This is a genomic window from Pedobacter riviphilus, assembly GCF_014692875.1.
GTDB lineage: Bacteria > Bacteroidota > Bacteroidia > Sphingobacteriales > Sphingobacteriaceae > Pedobacter > Pedobacter riviphilus.
In genome coordinates, this window is the sequence record NZ_CP061171.1 from 2,204,580 (window position 1) to 2,225,305 (window position 20,726).

General features: G+C 36.8%; 16 protein-coding genes. 7 read left to right on the top strand and 9 right to left on the bottom strand.

Features of this window, described 5'->3' with window-relative positions; translation table 11 throughout:
• Positions 1-16: 16 nt before the first annotated feature.
• From H9N25_RS08950 to H9N25_RS08965, 4 genes are all read right to left on the bottom strand, one after another.
• Positions 17-1,630 (bottom strand): S8 family peptidase, encoded by a 1,614-nt coding sequence (locus H9N25_RS08950; protein WP_190328651.1) that lies wholly within the window; start codon positions 1,628-1,630, stop codon positions 17-19.
• Between the two features lie 112 nt (positions 1,631-1,742).
• Positions 1,743-2,339 (bottom strand): DUF4142 domain-containing protein, encoded by a 597-nt coding sequence (locus tag H9N25_RS08955; RefSeq protein ID WP_190328652.1) that lies wholly within the window; start codon positions 2,337-2,339, stop codon positions 1,743-1,745.
• Between the two features lie 58 nt (positions 2,340-2,397).
• Positions 2,398-2,844 (bottom strand): GNAT family N-acetyltransferase, encoded by a 447-nt coding sequence (locus H9N25_RS08960; protein WP_190328653.1) that lies wholly within the window; start codon positions 2,842-2,844, stop codon positions 2,398-2,400.
• A 58-nt stretch (positions 2,845-2,902) separates the two neighbouring features.
• Positions 2,903-3,394 carry a YajQ family cyclic di-GMP-binding protein gene (locus tag H9N25_RS08965; RefSeq protein WP_113948827.1) on the bottom strand — a complete coding sequence of 164 codons (492 nt, stop codon included), beginning with the start codon at positions 3,392-3,394 and terminating at the stop codon, positions 2,903-2,905.
• A 76-nt stretch (positions 3,395-3,470) separates the two neighbouring features.
• Between H9N25_RS08965 and H9N25_RS08970 the strand changes: the two genes are divergently transcribed.
• From H9N25_RS08970 to H9N25_RS08980, 3 genes are all read left to right on the top strand, one after another.
• On the top strand, positions 3,471-4,094 hold the full coding sequence (locus H9N25_RS08970; RefSeq protein WP_167294376.1) for a hypothetical protein: 624 nt from the start codon (positions 3,471-3,473) through the stop codon (positions 4,092-4,094).
• A 100-nt stretch (positions 4,095-4,194) separates the two neighbouring features.
• Positions 4,195-6,255 carry a polyphosphate kinase 1 gene (ppk1, locus tag H9N25_RS08975; protein ID WP_190328654.1) on the top strand — a complete coding sequence of 687 codons (2,061 nt, stop codon included), beginning with the start codon at positions 4,195-4,197 and terminating at the stop codon, positions 6,253-6,255.
• The gene (locus tag H9N25_RS08980; protein ID WP_167294378.1) at positions 6,255-7,136 is read left to right on the top strand and encodes a Ppx/GppA phosphatase family protein; all 882 of its coding nucleotides are present in this window, start codon (positions 6,255-6,257) and stop codon (positions 7,134-7,136) included. Before ppk1 ends, H9N25_RS08980 begins: the two co-directional genes overlap by 1 nt.
• A 160-nt stretch (positions 7,137-7,296) precedes the next feature.
• Here H9N25_RS08980 and H9N25_RS08985 read toward each other — a convergent pair whose 3' ends face one another.
• The 5 genes from H9N25_RS08985 to H9N25_RS09005 all read right to left on the bottom strand — a co-directional run bounded on the left by H9N25_RS08985 (position 7,297) and on the right by H9N25_RS09005 (position 12,310).
• Entirely contained in the window at positions 7,297-7,650 is a 354-nt protein-coding gene (locus H9N25_RS08985; protein ID WP_223833680.1) for a DUF5655 domain-containing protein, read from the bottom strand.
• Between the two features lie 6 nt (positions 7,651-7,656).
• Positions 7,657-8,382, bottom strand: coding sequence for a 6-phosphogluconolactonase (pgl, locus tag H9N25_RS08990; protein WP_167294379.1), 726 nt, complete (start codon positions 8,380-8,382; stop codon positions 7,657-7,659).
• A 121-nt stretch (positions 8,383-8,503) separates the two neighbouring features.
• Entirely contained in the window at positions 8,504-10,018 is a 1,515-nt protein-coding gene (gene zwf, locus H9N25_RS08995) for a glucose-6-phosphate dehydrogenase (RefSeq protein ID WP_167294380.1), read from the bottom strand.
• Positions 10,019-10,048: 30 nt separating this feature from the next.
• A complete protein-coding gene (gene gndA, locus H9N25_RS09000; RefSeq protein WP_190328655.1) occupies positions 10,049-11,464 on the bottom strand; it encodes an NADP-dependent phosphogluconate dehydrogenase in 1,416 nt (471 codons plus the stop codon).
• Positions 11,465-11,551: 87 nt separating this feature from the next.
• Positions 11,552-12,310: an ROK family protein gene (locus H9N25_RS09005; protein WP_167294382.1), complete on the bottom strand. Its 759-nt coding sequence runs from the start codon at positions 12,308-12,310 to the stop codon at positions 11,552-11,554.
• Positions 12,311-12,413: 103 nt separating this feature from the next.
• On the opposite strand from H9N25_RS09005, the gene H9N25_RS09010 reads away from it, so the two are divergent.
• The 4 genes from H9N25_RS09010 to H9N25_RS09025 all read left to right on the top strand — a co-directional run bounded on the left by H9N25_RS09010 (position 12,414) and on the right by H9N25_RS09025 (position 20,691).
• Entirely contained in the window at positions 12,414-13,700 is a 1,287-nt protein-coding gene (locus tag H9N25_RS09010) for a sterol desaturase family protein (protein ID WP_223833681.1), read from the top strand.
• A gap of 645 nt (positions 13,701-14,345) precedes the next feature.
• Complete coding sequence (locus H9N25_RS09015) at positions 14,346-17,501, top strand: SusC/RagA family TonB-linked outer membrane protein (protein WP_190328656.1); 3,156 nt, start codon at positions 14,346-14,348, stop codon at positions 17,499-17,501.
• An 11-nt stretch (positions 17,502-17,512) separates the two neighbouring features.
• Positions 17,513-19,084, top strand: coding sequence for a SusD/RagB family nutrient-binding outer membrane lipoprotein (locus H9N25_RS09020; RefSeq protein WP_169502238.1), 1,572 nt, complete (start codon positions 17,513-17,515; stop codon positions 19,082-19,084).
• A gap of 17 nt (positions 19,085-19,101) precedes the next feature.
• Positions 19,102-20,691, top strand: coding sequence for a DUF5689 domain-containing protein (locus H9N25_RS09025; RefSeq protein WP_190328657.1), 1,590 nt, complete (start codon positions 19,102-19,104; stop codon positions 20,689-20,691).
• Positions 20,692-20,726: the final 35 nt, after the last annotated feature.

The window sequence follows — 20,726 nt, forward strand, 5'->3', positions numbered from 1 at the left end:
ACAACAAACCGAATAATTATTTAGCAACAGCTTTACCTGAGTAAGTTGCCGCTAATTTTAATGCATTGTAAGCATTCACAATACCACCGCTTATACAAAGATCAGAGAAAGGAACAGAAATTTTTTCTGCACCAGGTTCTTCACTTTTAGCGTATTCTACATTATGATTAACCTTCGTAACCGATTTAACAATAATTTCTTTCACCTGGGCAGCAGATAATTTTGGGTAATAAGAGCGGATTAATCCAGCTAAACCAGCTACAACAGGAGAAGCCATACTGGTTCCATCTAAGTTTTTGTATTTAGAACCAGGTACTGTTGAATAAATTTTAACTCCTGGAGCAAAAACATCTACCTGCGTTTTGCCGTAATTAGAGAAACTGGCTTTAAGTGTTGCATCATCTTTAGGACCAGACGCACCAACGGTTATCCATGAGGCAATGGTCTTCTCATCTAAATCTTTATGATTAGGAAAATTGTTTTCCACATCAATATTTTTGTTTTCGTTACCTGCAGCCTGAACGATCAGTACATCTTTAGATGCAGCATATTTCATTGCTTCGTTAACAATGGCTTTATTCCAGCTATAAGCTTTACCAAAACTCATGTTAATTACCTTTGCACCGTTATCAACTGCATAACGGATTCCATTTGCCACATCTTTATCTCTTTCATCACCATTTGGCGTACAACGAACACCCATAATAGCCACGTTATCGGCCACGCCTAAAATACCAAGTTTATTGGTTCTATCAGCTGCAATAATACCTGCTACGTGCGTACCATGCATAGCATCAGGGCCTGCAACATCGTTATTGCCATAAAATTTCTCGTTAACATTGTTCGGGTCATCACCAACAATAGCGCGCGGATCATAATCGAGATTTAAATTGTAATTAACCTGGCGGTTATAATAATCAAATCCTTCCGTAATCTGCTCTTCATAAAAATCTTTAAAGCTATTTTTTCCTAATTCCTCAATTACAACCCCTTGTACCCGGGCATCAACATCTGTAACTGGTTTAAAATTTTTAAAGTCTTCGATAGTTGGATTCTGTTTGCCAATTTTTTTTACCACTGCATCTAGTGCAGCTTTGAACCCCGTTAAACCCGCAAGATTTTCTTTAGCTTCTGCCAGTTGTTTTTCTAAATCGGCTCTCTCTGCTTTGAATACAGCAAAGTCCTTTTTATCTTTTTCTGCAACATTTGCATCAGTAGTATTGGCAAAACGGTCCTGATCGCGACGAACTAAACGTGTTAACTCTAGCGTTTCAAAATTGATAGATTCTTTTGGCCCACCAATAAAGTTCCAGCCATTGATATCGTCGATATAGCCGTTTTTATCATCGTCTTTTCCATTCCCAGCTATTTCTTTGGTATTTACCCACATTATCCGCTTTAAATCTTCATGAGTGGCTTCTACACCACCATCATTAACAGCAACGATAACTTTAACAGATTTTTTCCCCTTTAAAAGCTCTTTGTATGCTTTTTCGGTACTGATACCGAATGTACTGTCGGTTTTAAGATCAAGGTTTTGCCAATTAGTTTTTTGTGCATTTGCTAAAGTTGGTATTGCACTGATGAGCGCAACACTTAAAAGCGCGCTAAAAATTCTACTCCTATTCATTGATGTATTTTTGTATTAAACGGTGAAAATTAATTTTAATTTCTTTAATAGGAAGAAATTGTATCAAAAATGATGTTTTTCACACATTTTGATCGCTAAACAAACCTTGTCGTTATTTCATATCAACAACAATCTTTTTGGCCATAGCATTGTGCAATTCAATTACCTTTAAAGTATTACTTGCCCAGGTTTTAATTGCCTGATCACGGTTTTGTATACCGGTTTTAAACAGCGTAATTGTTTTTTCATGATCAGTAACCATCATATGCATATAATGTTGATCAAATGCTTCGCCCGTCATTTTTTTCATTTCATCCAAATGAATCTGGTCATCGGCAGGCAAGGCATCGGGAGTAATTACTTTCTTTTTTATAGCCAACGCTTTTAATTCTGTATTGGCTTTGGTATGGTCGGCAAGCATTTTAGCAGCGAACTCTTTCACTTCAGCACTTTTTGCATTTTTAGCTGCAATTTTTGCTGCCTCCACCTCCATAATACCACCAATCGCAGCTTTTCTTAAAAATGTGGCACCGGCTTCATCAACGCCCGATTCTGTGCTTTCAGCGCCTGTAGCGTGGTTGCCATTTATCATATTGGTATCGCCAGCAACACTATCTTTTGTGGTTGCCGATTTTTTATCTGCAGTTTGGCAGGATCCGAACGATAATATCAACGCAAAAGCTGTAGGTAATAAAAATATCTTTTTCATGTTTTCTCTATGTTTTGATGTGTTTTAAAAACAAGAGAACTTAAGAAAGGTTTTTTGCCTATTCAGCAGCTCTGGTGTAAATATCCGGAATTACGATGCCCATCTGTCTTTCCGGATGCTCAATTACCGAAAAGCCAAACTGTTCATAAAGGCCATGGGCATCCAGGGTGGCCAGTTGGTAACGGCGTAACCCCTGCAAATCGGGATGAAAGATCATAAACGACATCAGTTTCTTAGATAAACCTAAGCCACGGTAACTTTCTTTTACATAAACATCGCAGAGCCAGGCAAAAGTTGCTTTGTCTGTTACCCAACGTGCAAAACCAACCTGTTCCTGATCTTTATAAATACCAAAGCAAAGTGAATTTTCGATAGATCGTTTTACTGTATCGAATGGAATGTTCTTTGCCCAATACGATTCGGTGCTTAAGTAATGATGGATGGCCTCAATATCCAATAGCTCCTTTTTATCTGAAAATATAAAACCGTTTTCGCTGATTTCCATTATTTTTAGGTTAAGCGTATAAATCGGTTAACTGATAGAATATACTAAAACAGTTAACCTAATTACGCATGTTAATATACTGCAATGGTTGTCCGAAATCTTCGCCTCTACACAAACTGATCACCGCCTGTAAATCGTCGATTTTTTTTGCTGTTACACGTACCTGATCGTCCATAATGGAAGGTTGCACCTTTAAACCGCTGGCTTTGATTTTCGCAACCACTTTTTTAGCAGCTTCTTTATCCAATCCTTCTTTAATGCTGATTTCTTTCCGGATCATATTGCCCGAAGCCTGTTGTTCATCACCAAAATCCAGACTTTTAGGATCAAGGTTCTGTTTCATCATTCTCGAAATGATCGAATCTTCAATGGCTTTTAAGCGCATATCATCTTCGGTTACAATGGTAATTACATTTGCTTTTTTATCCAGATCAATCGTGCTTTTCGAGCCGTTAAAGTCATAACGGTTAAGGATTTCTTTTTTTGCATTGTTAACTGCATTGTCTAATGTTTGCGCGTCAACTTTACTTACTATATCAAAAGAGGGCATGGTTTTAGCTTTAAAGTAAAAAAATAAGTAGATTTAGTAGAAATTAATCTTACCTCACAAAAAAACGAAAAATAATATGAAAACCACTAAACCAAAGTCTCAAAAAAAGATCACCAAGAAAGAAGCCAAAAAACAATTGGAACAATCTATCACCGATAAATTTTTAGAGGTAATCAAAAGTTTAGGACATGATGTATCGGAAATCAGTACAGAGGTTGGAAAGGCGAGTAAGCGTGTGGCTAAAAAACTGACGAAAAAGTTTACCATTGTAAAAGCCGATGTGGGACAAAAAATAGATGAATTGATTCATGCATCAAAAGAGAAAGCCGTGAAAAAACCAGTTGCCAAAGCTGTAAGTAAGTCTGAAAAAACAGCTCAGAAAGTGGTTAAAAAAGCCGTTGCAAAGGCTAAACCAGTAGTACAAAGCATTAAGGTTGCGGCAATAGAAACAGAGGAAAAAGCAGAAAAAGTATTGGCAAAACCAGTAACAAAAGCAAAAGAAGCAGTAAAGGAGGCTACAACAGTTGTTAAAAAAGCGGCAACCACGGCAAGTAAAGTACCTGCAAAGGCTGCTACAACAGTTAAAAAGGCTGTAGCTCCAGCCGCTACTCCTGCAAAAGCAGCAACAGTTGTTAAAAAAACAGTTGTTAAAGCTACGCCCGCAGTTAAGAAAGAAACAAAAACACCAACTAAAAAATAAATTTGTTAACGTTAATGCGCATATGAATTAACATCGATTTAACAAATTAATGTGCAGTTTTGAACATCCCTGTTTTGGCAGGGATTTTTTATTTTTTTAAATGAGCAATAAGAAGATCCCTTTTTTAAACCGCGAAATCAGTTGGCTTTACTTTAACGAACGTGTACTGCAGGAAGCTGCTGATGAAACAGTTCCGCTGATTGAACGGATTAAATTTCTATCTATATTTTCTTCAAATTTGGAGGAGTTTTACCGTGTGCGGGTAGCCACCATGACCCGACTAACCAATTTGAACGATAAGGCTAAAGCACTTTTAGGATTTAACTCAAAGAAAATTCTGAATGAGATTAAAAATATTGTTGTAAAACAGGAAAGAAAATTTGACCAGCTTTTTCAGGCTACCTTAATAAACGAACTTGCTCAAAACAGGATTTTTATTTTAAACGATACCCAACTGAATGTAAGCAGGGGCGAATTTGTTAAAAATCACTTTAGGGATAAGATTTTATCTAATCTGGTTCCCATTATGCTGGATATGGATAAACCTTTTCCAGAATTGAAAGACCGGTACCTTTACTTTTTTGTTAAACTTTCAAAAAAGGATACAAAAATTAAAGAGAAATATGCACTCATTGAAATTCCGCCCAATTTGCCACGATTTTTGGTGTTGCCCGAAACAAACGATCTAAAATTTATAATTCTGGCCGAAGATATTATCCGATATTGTTTAGACGATATATTTTATGTTTTTACGTACGATAATTTAGAGGCTTATTCGATCCAGTTAACACGGGATGCGGAATTGGACATTGATAAAAACATTAATGATAAATTTATCGATGATTTAAAAAACAGTTTGGAAAAACGCAAAAAAGGAAAACCGATGCGTTTGCTTTATGATTCGGCTATGCCTTTAAATATGCTTACTGTACTGGTGAATAAACTTAAGCTTGAGGCCGAAAGTTTAATTCCAGGTAACCGTTACCATAAATTTGGCGATTTTATTGCCTTCCCAAATGTGGGTAAAAAGGAATTGGAATATGCGCCGAACGTGCCGCTAAAGGTACATGATTTGCACAGAACCCAAAGCATGTTCGCTAAAGTTGCCCAGCGCGATTATTTGGTGAATTTACCCTACCAATCGTACGATTACATTATTCTGTTTTTGCGTGAAGCCGCAATTGATCCGAAAGTAACCGAAATACAGATTACCTTATACCGATTAGCCGAAAACTCAAAAGTAATTAATGCATTAATTAACGCTGCTAAAAATGGTAAAGCAGTTTCTGTTTTATTAGAACTTAAAGCCCGTTTTGATGAACAGGCTAATATTTACTGGACGAGCCGCTTAATGGAGGAAGGTGTTAAGGTGAATTACGGTTTAACTGACTACAAAGTACACTCCAAAATTTGTTTGGTTAAACGGATCGAAAAAGATAAGCCAGTATACTATGCAAACTTAGCAACAGGAAACTTTAACGAGAAAACCGCAGGTTTATACTGTGATCATAGTATTTTCACGGCTAAAAAAGAGATTACCAACGATCTGGTAAAGCTTTTTGATGCGTTGAGTAAACGTACCGTAACGAAGGGATTTAAACACCTGATTGTTTCGCCGCTGGAGAGCCGCTCGAAATTGGTCAATTTTATTAACCGCGAAATCAGGAACGCAAAACAAGGTAAACTCGCTTACATCATGTTAAAGGTAAATAGTTTAGCGGATGAAGGGATTATTGCCAAACTTTACGATGCGAGCAATGCTGGCGTTAAAATTCAGCTGATTATCCGTGGTATCTGCTGTTTGGTACCGGGAGTAAAGGGCTTTAGTGAAAATATTACGGCCATCAGTATTATCGATAAGTTTTTAGAGCATGCCCGGGTTTATATTTTCGGTAATAACGGTAAAAACGACATGTATTTATCATCCGCAGATTTAATGAGCAGGAATTTCGAACACCGTGTAGAGGTAGGATTCCCGGTTTTGGATCATGATGTGAAACAGGAGATACAGGATATCATTGATCTGCAACTGCAGGATAATACCAAATCGAGGCAGATCAATGCTTTGAACAATAATAAATACCATAAAAACAGATTAAGTAAAAAGATAAGGGCGCAGGTAGACATCTATAACTATTTAAAAACCAAGCATCAATCATAATGTTAAGATACGCAGCTATAGATATCGGGTCTAATGCGGTGAGGTTACTCATTGCCGATATTAGCAAACAAGACGGAAAATATAAGTATAAAAAAAACACCCTTATACGTGTGCCGCTCCGGTTGGGAGATGATGCATTCTTAGATCAATATATATCGGAAAAAAAATCTGCAGATCTGGTAAAAACCATGACTGCTTTTAAAAATCTGATGGACGTTTATCATGTTTCTGAATATTTGGCTTGTGCAACATCTGCTATGCGCGAAGCCCGTAATGGAGAAGATATTGTTAAGTTGATTAAAAAGGAAGCAGACGTTACTTTAGAGATTATTGAGGGGCAGCGGGAAGCGAATATTATTTATGCTAACCATATTGAAGAAGAGTTAGACGAAAATAAAAACTACCTATATATTGATGTTGGTGGAGGTAGTACTGAACTGTCGGTTTTCGTAAAAGGTGCTCCAGAAGCATCAAGATCCTTCAATATTGGCACAATCAGGATGCTCGATAATCAGGATAAGGAAGAAACCTGGGAAGAGATGAAAGATTGGGTAAAAGAGCATACAAAAGAATATAAACATTTGGCTGGCATAGGTACAGGTGGCAATATTAATAAATTGTTCCGCATGTCGGATGAGAAGGAAAATGCGCCATTATCGTTGCAGAAATTAAATTCGATGTACAATAAATTAACCAGTTATTCATTGAAAGAAAGGATCAATACGCTGGGTTTAAACCCCGACCGTGCAGATGTAATTATTCCGGCCTGCGAAATTTACCTTACTTTAATGAAATGGACAGGTATAAAACAGATTTATGTACCTAAAGTGGGAATGGCTGATGGAATTATTAAGTTATTGATAGAAGAGAAGTTGGATTAGAGGCGTTTTACTTGTGAAGCCCTCATTGCGAAAAGGTTTTTTCAGCCGACGAAGCAATGAGGGCCATATATATGGTGTCAGATGTTTCCATCTGACACTAAAATTTATTAAACTGTCGGATGATAACATCCAACAGCACCTATGTTCTGGGGCAATTAACTCACTCCATCGCCATCCTTAAAAAACTTTTCACCTCATCATTAATATCTTCCTCGAAATAAATCCTCAAATGATGGTTAAATTGATCCGTTCCTGGCACCTGTGCAATTTTGGTGAAGCAAAGATTGTTTTCATACGGTTGATTGAAAGGAATAACCACATGAATAAAGTTCTTTCCCAACTGCGTAATATACGCAAAGCTGGTTTCGGATTCGATCGCGATCATGGACTTTGTAGGCCTAAGATTTATCTCTCCTAATTCGGTCAATTGCGCAATAAAAAAACGGAACAACCCTAAGGTATATTCCGTTTTTCCGTTTAAAAAGTCTGATAAATGTTTTTCTTCAGACATCATAATTTTTTAATCTTCTAATAATTTTGTTGCAGCCTCATCGGTAAACCAGGTTAATTTACCATCAATCGGATCGATTAACTGAGAAGGGTATAAGTCAACATTTTTTTCGGTATCACCGATAACATGCTTCAGCGCTTCGGCCTTATTCTCTCCAAACACCAGGAAAGCGACGTTATCTGCTTTGTTAATTAACGGTGCGGTAAAGCTAATGCGGTAAGTATCTAATTTTTCTACATACACCGCTGCTATGTTTACTTCTTTGTCTTTAACTAACGTGGTATGCGGAAAAATTGAAGCCGTATGCGCATCATCACCCATACCTAAAAGGATCAAATCGAAAACAATGTCTTCACCATTAAAATGCTTGTCGATTGCTTTTTTATATTCGATAGCTGCTTTTTCTGGAGCCAAAGTGGTATCAACGTAAAAAATATGATCTTCTTTAATACCTAGTGGATCTAAAATGGTTTTCTTGGCCATTAATCCGTTGTAGTTATCGTCATTAGCCGGAACGTTGCGCTCATCGCCAAAGAAGAAATATACTTTTTCCCAATCAATTCTGTGCTGGCCTTCTGTAGCCAGAAGATGATAAAGTGCTTTAGGAGAACTACCGCCAGTTAAAACGAAATTGAAACGGTCGTTTTCTTCGATAGACATTTCTGCAATCTTGATCACATAATCTGCCAGATCCTGGTTCAGTTCTTCTAATGTTTTATATATGAGTAGATTCATTTTATAACTTATTAATTAATGTCATGTTGAGCTTGTCGAAACACCGATCGTTAAGTTCTTCGACAGGCTCAGAATGACAATCCGCTTATGGCTATAATGCTATTGGGCCATTAACCTAATATTATTCCTTATTCTTCAATGGCAGGTTAAACCAGTGGAAACCATCTCTTGCAATAAGTGCTTCGGCTTCTTCTGGTCCCCAACTATCGGCAGGATAGTTAGGAAAATTGATTGATTTTTTACTTTCCCAAGTATTTAAGATCGGCATTACCAACTCCCATGCTGTTTCTACCTGATCGCCACGCATAAACAAAGTTTGATCCCCCATCATGGCATCTAATAATAAGGTTTCGTAGGCCTCAGGGGTATCGCCCTCGTAAGTTCCTTTATAATCGAAAACCATATCAACAGGATTCAATACCATATCCAATCCAGGTCTTTTAGCCTGTACCTGCATACGGATACTCATTTCAGGCTGTATACTGATTACTAACCTGTTTTGTTGCCAGTTTTCGGTTACACCTGATGAGAAAATCTGATGAGGCACATCTCTAAACTGAATGGTAATTAGAGATGAAGTCTGATTTAAGCGTTTTCCAGTTCTTAAATAGAAAGGAATACCTTGCCATCTCCAGTTATCGATATGGAATTTAACAGCAGCAAAAGTTTCAGTATTAGAATGTGTATCAACACCTTTTTCCTGACGGTATCCAGGTACTTCCTTACCTTCAACCCAGCCTTTACTATATTGACCGCGGACAGTATGAAAACGGATATCTTCTGCAGAAAAAGGACGCATCGCTCTTAAAACCTCAACCTTACGATTCCTGATTTCATCGGCATCAAAATTAATTGGTGCTTCCATTCCAACCAAACAAAGCAATTGCAACAGGTGATTCTGAATCATATCTCTCAAAGCGCCAGAACCTTCATAATAACCTCCACGATCGCCCACACCTAACTGTTCGGTTACCGAAATTTGAACGTGATCGATATAAGATCTATTCCATAACGGCTCGAACAATGCATTGGCAAAACGGAAAGCCATCATATTTTGAACGGTCTCTTTACCTAAGTAATGATCGATACGATAGATCTGTTTTTCGGTAAAAATGGTACTCAATAATGTATTCAGTTCTTTTGCAGATTCTAAATCATGACCGAAAGGTTTCTCTATAACGATGCGGCTGTTATCTTCATCTTGCGTAAGTTTATATTTCTGCAAACACTCGGCAATAATAGGGAAGAAGTTAGGCGCAACGGCAAGGTAGAAAATTACCTGCGTACCAGCACCAAAGTCTTTTTGATATTTTTCTACAGTTGCCTTAAGGTTTTCGAAAGTTTTTGGCTGAGCAAAATCGGTAGGACAGTAACTCATAGTTTTTCCAAAATCGTCCCATTTATCTTTTTTTACTTTTCCGCTGCGTGAAAACTGGTTTACAGCATCTTCTAAAGCAGCTTTGTAGCTATCGTCAGTAAATTCGGTTCTACCGGTACCAATAACGGCAAACTTATCTGGCATGTAACCCTCTATAAACAAGTTATATAGGGCAGGTGCTAATTTTCTTTTGTTTAAATCACCTGTTCCACCAAATATTACAAAAATGGTAGGGTTTAATGCGGTTTTGGTTTTCATTTTATGTTCTTGTTCGTGAATCTAATAGGTTTATGATAATTTATTCCAATCAGCGTGGAAAACACCGTCTTTATCAATGCGCTCAAAAGTGTGTGCACCAAAGAAATCTCTTTGTGCCTGGATTAAGTTAGATGGCATTCTAGCTGTGGTAATGGTATCGAAATAGGTTAGGGTAGATGCAAATGCAGGAATGCCTAAGCCAGCATTGATACATGCACTGATTGTTTTGCGTGTGCCTGCTAAAGTGCCTTTAATGATATTCTGGATGCCAGCATCACCGAATAAATGTTCAAGAGAATTGTTTTTATCATAAGCCTGATAAATATCTTCCAAAAATTTAGCCCTGATGATACAGCCTCCACGCCAGATTTTGGCAATTTCCTGTAACTGTAAGTTGTATTGGTATTCTTTTGATGCCTGAACCAATAAATGCATTCCTTGTGCATAAGCACTGATCATAGAGAAGTAAAAAGCATCTTCCAGTTCATTAATGGTAACAGCAATTTTGGTGTCTTTTTTCCCGAATGCTTCTTCTAAAGAAACCCTTAGTTTTTTGAATTTAGATAAATCCCGGTTAGAAACAGCCTCGTTAATGGTTGGTACAGGTAACTGAAGTTCCATTGAAACCTCTGATGTCCATTTCCCAGTACCTTTTGAACGTGCTTCATCTTTGATCTGATCTAAAAGATCATTTTGTGTTTCAGTATCTTTAACAAGGAAGATTTCGGCAGTAATTTCTAATAAGAAAGATTGTAACCTGCCTTCGTTCCATTTTTTGAATACCTTATATATTTCTTCGTTGGTATAACCCAATCCATTTTTAAGGATGCCATAAACTTCGGCAATAAGCTCCATTATGGCATATTCGATTCCGTTGTGTACCATTTTAACAAAATGGCCAGAAGCACCAGGGCCAATGTAAGTTACACAAGGATCGGTTCCAACTTTTGCAGCTACGGCATCAAAAACATCTTTAACTACGTTATAAGCTTGTTTATCGCCACCTGGCATCATACTCGGACCAAAACGTGCTCCTTCTTCACCACCAGAAATGCCCATTCCGAAGAAATGTAAGCCATCTTTCTCCAGTTCGTCAACACGGCGGTTGGTATCGGTAAAATGTGAGTTTCCACTATCGATAATAATATCGCCTTTGCTTAAAAGCGGTTTTAATTCTGCAATAACGCTATCTACAATCGGTCCGGCTGGTACTAATAAGATTAATGTACGTGGTGTTTGTAAGCTAGAAATAAAGCTTTCAATATCGTCAAATCCTTCTAAGTTGTGCTTCTTGCCTTCTTCTTCAAGTTTCGAGATCATTTTTCTGTCTTTATCGTAACCAGTTACAGAGAAGCCTTTATCAGCCATGTTTAACAATAAGTTCCGGCCCATGGTGCCTAAACCGATCATTCCCAATTTATATTTTTTCGAATCGTTATTTGCCATTTTTTATTTTATTTGAATGCATCCAAAATTAGGGTTTACAAATTAATATTGCAGCTATTGTTGTTAAAAGATTGTAATAAAGATTAATTATTTTTTAGGTTCAACAGTAAAGATGTTGTACTTGTCGGCCAGTTTCCAGAGTTTTGCGCCACCTTTAATGCCGTCTCTGTTGGTTACAATTTTAATATTGCTTTCCAGTTTAAAGTCTATTTGTTTAGAATTGCCACCACCAATATATAAGGTGTCATAATTGAAAACCGTTTTGTAGATTTCGATTACTTTTTTGAGTCTTTTATTCCAACGTTCAGTTCCAATTTTTTCGAAAGCCTTATTTCCGATATAATCATCGTAGTCTTCTTCCTTGTTGATCGGGAAATGTGCGAGTTCTAAATGCGGCAGTAATTCTCCATCGAATAGTAAAGCCGTTCCAAAACCTGTACCTACTGTAAAAACAATTTCAAATCCTTTGCCCTCAACTACACCTAAGCCTTGCTGATCTGCATCGTTTACCAAACGTACTGGTTTACCTAACTCATTGGCTACACGCTGCGCGAGATCAACATCTGCCCATTTGTTTTTTGCCAGGTTAGGGGCGGTTTTAACAATTCCGTTTTTAACATAACCCGGAAAACCGATCGATACACGGTTGTAGCTAACAGGAAAAGGCTTAATCAACTCAATAATTCCAGAAACAATGTCTTTTGGAGTAGCTTCTGGCGGGGTTTTGCTTTTTAAATATTCGGTAAGCATATTTCCGCTTTCATCCAAAAGAACCGTTTTAATGCTTGTGCCGCCTATATCAATGGATAATATATTGTTGTTTTCAGCTTTTTTATCTGTAGCCATAATGGTGTATTTATAATTTCGAAGTTCTACAAATAAATTAAAACAACAAACATAAAATGAAGATCGAAGTAATTTAGGTGTAATAATATATTCTATAAAATCTATGTATTTAATAGAATATATTTATGTTTGTTCCGTTAAACTAAAAAAGACCACTACAGTTATGACGGTAAACTACCTTGCATTTGCTATACCAGCATTTTTTATTTTTGTATTTATTGAGTTTAAGATCGCCCAGCATCAAAAAAAAGCGAAAATTTTCAAATATGAGAGTACGGTTGCAAATTTTAGCGTAGGTATTGCTGAAAGGTTACTCAATTTATTTATTGCGGCCAGTTTTTACCAGGTTTATAATTGGGTGTATGCGAACTATGCCATTTTTGATATTCCTACCAAATGGTATGTTTGGATACTTTTATTGCTTTCTACTGATCTGGTTTGGTACTGGTACCACAGGTTGGGGCATGAGATCAATTTTTTATGGGCGGCACACATTGTTCATCACCAGAGCGAAGAGTTTAATTTATCTGCAGCAGCTCGGATTACCACGATACAGGCCATTTTCCGTAATGTGTTCTGGTGCATCCTGCCACTGATCGGTTTTCATCCGAATATGATTATTACCATTCTTCTGGCGCATGGTGCTTATTCGTTTTTTACACATACACAATTGGTTGGTAAACTGGGCTGGCTCGAAAATATATTCATTACACCATCTTTACATGGCGTTCACCATGCATCGGATGAGAAATACCTCGATAAAAACTATGGTGATGTATTTGTTTTTTGGGATAAACTCTTCGGTACTTTCCAAAGGGAAGAAGAAGCTCCAAAATATGGCCTAACACATCCCATTAAGAGTTATAGTTTTTTATGGCAACATTTCCATTATTATTTGGAGATAGCAGAAGCTTACAGGCGGGCAAATGGATTTAAGGCAAAATGGGATGCTGTTTTTGGTAGTCCGGCTTTAATGGACCAGAATATCAGGCCGATTTTGGAAGAACGTTATTATCAGAATAAAATGCAAGATGAGGCAAAACCTAAACCAAAGTTTAAAATCTATCTGAATATCCAGCTGATAATGGTGGTAGCAATGCTTACAGGTACTACCATGTTTTACGAATGGCTAACCTTAGTACACAAAACTGCCATATTGATTTTTATCCTGGTTACCCTGATCAATATCGGTGCTTTATTAGAGCAGCGCAAATGGATTTATTACCTCGAATGTTTCAGGTTGATATTAATCTTTGGCTATTTTTTCTACGCTTTAAACCTTCTTGGTTTTTTAATATTTCCGGTGATTATCTTAATCGCGCTGGAACGGACATTCTCTTTACGTAAACTTTACATGAAGCATGTATTTGAGTACGCAAAGATAGGTTAGTCATGTTTCTTTATCTTTCGGTTTTGGTTGATATATAAATGTTACAACTGGATGTTTCGTTTTGTTGCTCTATTTATTTTCCTGGCACCATACCTTGTAATAAAATTATTACGTACCTCCCTTGTGTTAATGATTTAATCAGGCATTGCCTCGTTTTTCTTTATTTATAGCTAAATATTCTATTTTTTGCTTTATTCAGTATAACTTAGGTATCCAATTCTTTTTGCGATCATCAATATTTCTGTCTGTTTAAACATTCAATTAAAAAATATTTCTTGCTGATTTATTTTATTGTTTTTAGTTTCGATTTGTTTTGTTAATTTTAATTAACGAAATATATAGTAAGCAAAACCAAATAAATCGCAATATATTTAGGTTGCTTTTTAATACGTTAATGTTTGCTTAATATATTTTTAACATAAACAGACTTACTTTGCCCGCAAATCCGGACAAAATAAATCGCACATATGAACCCCATTACTAACCGGATATACTATAATAATTATGATCAAAAATTTTACTCAACAGGTTTCGTGGCATCATTGCGTTCTGCATGTAAAGCAAAGTAGCCCTCATAATCACCAAACGAAAAGTCGAACTTTTTTTAAGGGCAAACTAAAACGCTTTAGTTTTTTAGTTTGTGTTATGCTGATACAATTAATTTGTATTAACGAAAGTTTTGCGCAAACTCCAGCGCAAAATATTGTAATTAAAGGTACTGTGTTAGATGACCAGGACGGACAAATATTAATTGGAACCACGATAACGGATAACAATAAAAAATTTTTAGGGGTAACCAACGAGAAAGGAAATTATATCATCACTATTGCTAAAGGAACAACCGTTTTATATAATATGGTGGGGTATACAACCTTGCGGAAAACGTTTAATAATAACGAAAACAATGCAACAATAAGGTTGGCTTCATCTACCAGCCAGTTAAGCGAAGTGGTAGTTACGGCACTAGGAATAAAACGTGAAGAAAAAGCATTGGGTTATGCCGTAACAAAGGTTGATAGCACACAACTCACCGATGCAATATCAAGCAATTGGACAGACGCATTATCTGGAAAAGTTGCCGGATTAAATCTTGTTAGAAACAGTGGACCCGCGGGTTCTAATAAAATTATTTTAAGGGGCGAGAACAATCTTACCGGGGATAATGAGGCGCTTATTGTGATTGATGGAGTAGTAGCAAGTAGCAGCTCAAGGCGTACTGCAGCAACGGGCGGTGGAGTATACGGAACATCGGGCGATATTATGCCGGTAGATTTTGGTAGTGGTATTAATGATTTAAATCCTGATGATATTGAGAGCGTAACGGTGTTAAAAGGTCCCGCAGCTTCTGCACTTTATGGGCAACGAGGCGCCAATGGAGCGGTTATGATTACAACTAAATCAGCTAATAAAAATAAAAAGAAGTTAGGAATTTCTTTTACTTCTAATAGCTCTTGGGAGGATGTTAATCGTGGTCCTGCCAGACAAAATGAATTTGGAGCCGGTACAGACGGTACTACAAGTTATCAATTTGGTACAGGTAATACAAGTTCAACTTATGGCCCGGCTTTCGCTGATGGATATATGTTTTTCCAATATGATCCTGCAACTAAAGCAAAAGGCTTAACCAAAACACCATGGGTAGGCTATGGAGACCCTGTTGATGGTTTTTTTATCACAGGTTTCGAATCTACCAATTCGGTTAGTTTAGATGGAACACTTAAAAAAGTAGGTCTTCGTTTCTCGGCAAGCCACGGTAATAATGAGTGGATTGTACCGAATACCGGTATGGAAAGAACAAATGTTTCGCTAAACGCGAATACGAATATTACCAAAAGATTAAGCTTAAATTTAAAAGTACAATATAGTAACAGGAACAGTGATAATTTGCCTGCCACGGGTTATGGCAATCAATCGTTAATGTATTGGTTTATGTTTGCACAGCCTAACATTAATCCAGATTGGTACCGGGATTATTGGGCTCCAGGTAAAGAACTACAACAGTTTGTAAATTTAACAACCTCTTTTCCGGAAGGCCCTTATGCTATTTCAGAACAGTATTTAAATGGACAAAAACGTAACGGCTGGTTAGGAAATATACAAGCTACCTATAAATTTACTGATGAATTGAGTTTAATGGTGCGTGCATCTGGAGATTATAATAAAGATAGACGTGAAACCATGCGCCCTTGGGATACTTCATCAGGCGGTATGTTTGCACAAGGATCTTATCGTGTAGCTGATATTAAATCGTATGAAATTAATGCCGATTTTATGTTGAAGTACGATAAAAAACTAACAAAAGATTTTAATTTATCAGCAAGTGTTGGAGGTAGCCAAATGCGTAACGAATATAGTAAGTTAGAAACCCGTGCAGATGGTTTAAAAATACCCGGGTATTATAGCTTAACCAATAACATTAACAAATTGGTTTATGTGCCAGATACCGCCCGTTATAGAATTAACAGTCTTTATGCAATGACATCGCTGGCTTACAAAAACTATTTATTTTTAGATTTAACTATCCGTCAGGATTGGAACAGTACATTGGCTACTTTAACAAGAAAAGATAATGTTGGTTTTTCTTATCCATCGGCGAGTTTAGCTTTTGTAGCGTCAGATTTTTGGGAAATGCCAAAAGCAATAAGTTTTGCAAAGTTAAGAGCATCTTATGCACAAGTAGGAAGTGGTAGTACAACTCCTTATCGTACTGCTTACAACTACTTAATAGCTGCCAATGGTGTTTACCCTGGCAATGCAATGACGAACCCAAGGATTTTACCAAATCCAGATTTAAAACCATTAATGACGACAACCATTGAATTGGGATTGGATTTGAAATTATTTAAAAACAGGTTAAATTTTGATGTTGCCGTTTATAGCGGTAATACAAAAAATCAAATACTTAGTCGTGTACTCGATAAATCATCGGGTTATGATATTGGTATTTTTAATGTTGGTAGAGTAAATAACAAAGGTTTAGAAATGTCAGTTAATGCTACGCCATTAAAAACTAAGAAATTTACATGGACATTGAATGGTACATTTAGCGCTAACCGTAACGAAATTAAAGAATTAGCAGATAGCTCGGTAATTTTGCGTACAGGTGGTTTTGGCAACTCGGGGCAAGTGGTTGCGGCAGTTGGCGGCAGTATGGGAGATTTGTATGGAACTGGCTTTTTACGTTCTCCTGATGGTCAGATAATTTTTGATGCAGTAACAGGCTATGCTAAACCAACTGCAGAAGTAAAATATTTAGGTAATACTTTACCTAAATTTAGGTTTAGTTTTGGTACTGGTGTAACCTATCAACAAGTAAGTATGAGTGTTTTATTCGATGCACAATTAGGTGCTGTTGGTCACTCGTTTACTTTTGCCCGTATGGCTTCATTGGGTAAGTCAACAATTACTTTACCTGGTAGATATAATGGTATAATTGGTGATGGAGTTGTAGATAACGGTGGAGGTACCTATCGTAAAAACGATATTATTGCTACAGATATAGAGGGATATTACAATTCTTTATATTACAACCAAGCAGAAGGAAGTATTTTTAGTACAGATTATTTAAAATTCAGAGAAGCAAATATTACTTATGCTTTTAATAAGAAATTCCTGAGCAGAATTGGCTTTAGTAAACTAACAATAGGTGCTTACGGTCGTAATCTGTTCATTTGGTCACCTTGGCCTGCATTCGATCCAGAGTTTGGAACTTTAGCTGGCTCAGATATTCAACAAGGGTTTGAAACCGGTCAACTTCCCTCTACAAGAAATTATGGAGTGCGTTTAGTTGTTGGTTTATAAAAATTATAGTTATGAGAAAGAATAAAAACATTATTATATATATCATCCTGGCAGGATTGAGTTTATCAACACTCTCTTGCACAAAAGATTTTAATGAAGTTAATACCGATCCGCTTGGAAAAACAGAAGTAAATGCAGATCAGCTGTTGGCGCCAACATTAGTAAACCTAATGTCGACCAATATGTTGCGTAACCGTAACTTTAATAACGAGTTAATGCAGGTTACTGTTGATTTAGGCGATGCCGAAGGAAAAACGTTTAGATATGATATTAGACGAAGCGCTGCTGATAACACATGGAACAATTGGTATTTAAATTTAACCAATATTGTTGATATTCAGAATATTGCGAGTAAACCAGAAAAATTAAATAAATCATATCAAGGTATTTCTCTTATCATACAATCTTGGATATATTCTTTACTTACAGATACTTATGGCGATGTACCTTTTACAGAAGCTAATAAAGGAAAAGAAGGTAATTACCAACCGGTTTTTGATAAGCAAAAAGATATTTATTTAGGAATGTTTGAGAAACTTGAACAAGCTAATAATTTATTGAAAGATGGAACACCAATTGTTGTTACCAGCGATCCTGTTTTTTATGGAGATGTAAGTAAATGGCGTAGATTAGGTAATTCACTGTATTTAAGATTATTGCTTCGCGTATCGGGCAAAGCCGAAGTTTCACCAACTGTTATTGCTAAAATAAAGGATATCGTTGATGTTAATTCTGCTAATTATCCAATCATGGTCAATAATCAGCATACAGCTAAATTACAATGGACAGGTTCTAATGTAAGCAATGCATTACTTACATCACCCTTTATGGCAAATGTACGCGTTAATGATTTTTACGTGCCTGCACTTGGTGAGTTTTTCATAAATAATCTGGTAGTATGGAATGACCCCCGCATTCTTCAATCTTACGGTACAAGTGGTATTAATCGTTTCCGTATTAGGCCAGGTACTAATGGATATGCAGGTGTGCCAAGTGGTTATGTACCAGGTAACGAGCCTGCAAAACAATCTAGTTTTTATTCGGCAAGTGATAATGCAGTTTTATCTCTTCAAACCGATCCTTATACAGGGATAATTATGAATGCTGCCGAAGTAGATTTTATTTTAGCAGAAGCAGCCGCCAAAGGATGGATAAGTGGAAGTGCCCAAACTTATTATTACAAAGGAATTGCAGATGCGATAAATTATTGGTTACCTACGGTAATGACTGGCGGTGCAACCGATCCAGCAGTAACTGCTTATGTTAATGCAGCTGACATTGAATGGAATAATGCATTACCATTAAACAGCGCATCGCCTAACACAATGAGTAAAATGTTGTTAATCCATCAACAAAAATATTATGCATTGTTTTTGGTCGATTTTCAGCAATGGTTCGAATACCGTCGTAGTGCATACCCAATTTTGCCAAAAGGTTTAGGTTTGCTTAACAATGGGATAATGCCTGCCCGGTTATTTTATCCAGTGGTTACTCAATCAGCAAATCCTACCAATTATAAAAATGCGGTAGCGTCGCAAGGTGCCGATGCAATCAGTACACAAGTTTGGTGGCAAAAACCTTAATTTTAAGCTAAATTAATATGAAAAATACATTAAAATATATAAATGCTTTCGCTGTTATTGCATGTATATTAATCATAGGATGTGATAAACAAAAAGATGAATTTGTATTAGGTACAATAAGTCCTTTTATCTCTAATTTTGATTTAAAGAAATCTTATAAAGAAACCGATTTGGTACTTAATACAACTGTTATGAAAGGTGCCTCCTCTATAAAAGGAGTAGTAATATCTGATTTTGTGGCGGGGAATACACCAAAAAATTTATTAGTTGTTCAAAACTCAAGAATTGTTGGTAATGGTATTGACTCGGTACGAGGGATAGCCATAAATATTGGTGCAGATGCAGCTAAATACACAGTAGGCGATTCGGTGCACATTAAAGTAGAAGGTGGGATTTTAAAGCGTGTAGATGGTGTGCTTCAAATTGAAGGTGTAAATAGCACCGCAGTTAACAAAATTGCTTCTGGTAAAAACATTAAAGTGCCAGTTGTAAATATTGCTAATTTAATAGCTCAACCTTTAGTGTACGAAAACACATTGGTTACCGTAAGTAATACCGTAGTAGAACCCGAGCCGGTACAGGGCGATACTTTTTCTGGCGATAAAACCATTAATGACGGTTTTGGTAAAGCAAGACTACATACCGAAGCTACAGCCAATTTTTCTGGTAATCAATTACCTTCTGCTGCAAATTTTACTGGAGTTGCATATTTTAAAACACAAAACAACCAGCCCCAGCTTTCTTTATGGGTGCGTAATGCGAATGATGTATTTGCCTTGCCATTAGTAAAGCCTTCTCCAATAATTATTTCTGGCTACTTAACCAATCCCGGAGGTAGTGAAGCTGTAACTAGCGGAACTCAAAAGGGAGCATATGAATATGTACAATTATTGGCAACAAAAGATATCGATTTTTCAGTTACTCCATACTCTTTAGTTACTACTAATAATGCAGGTTCTGCAAATCCGGCTCCTGCAAATGGATGGGCAACTGGTGGGGTACGTACCTATAAAATTAACATTACATCTGGTACTGCTAAAAAAGGTGATTTTATTTATGTTGGCGGTTACAGCAAATTGATATGGGGTTTTGGCTCAACAAATATTTCATCAGCAAACTGGGTGGCCGCAGTAGATTATGCAAATAATGATGGCGCAAACTTTGGAACTAAAAACACAAATTTATTAGCAAATAGCGGTAATGTAGCAGGTATAGCTCTTTTTGAAGGTACCACAGTTAATGCAAGTACAGTGCCAGTAGATGTGATTATGTATGGCGGAGGAAATCCAAATTCTGGAAATGTATATGTTGCAGGCCCACCAGAACTTGGTTATAGAATTACAAATACAGATTATTACACTACAATAAATCCTTCTTCTCGCTTACAGCAAAACTTCTTTGGTGCTGGCAGCAATACCAATCGCTTAGGTTTTCAAGTTGAGCAGACCGGCACAAGTGGAGGTGGTTTTATCCAACTTGGTGGTATATATATAACAAGTACAGGAAGATGGGAAAAAGGTAGATTACTCACAAATATTGTAATGTCTACAACTGCTACTATTTCTGATTTGCAAACCGGAGCAGGCGTTACTGTTTTAAAGAATTAATTAAAAATAAATGAATATAACAAGGATAGTAGTAT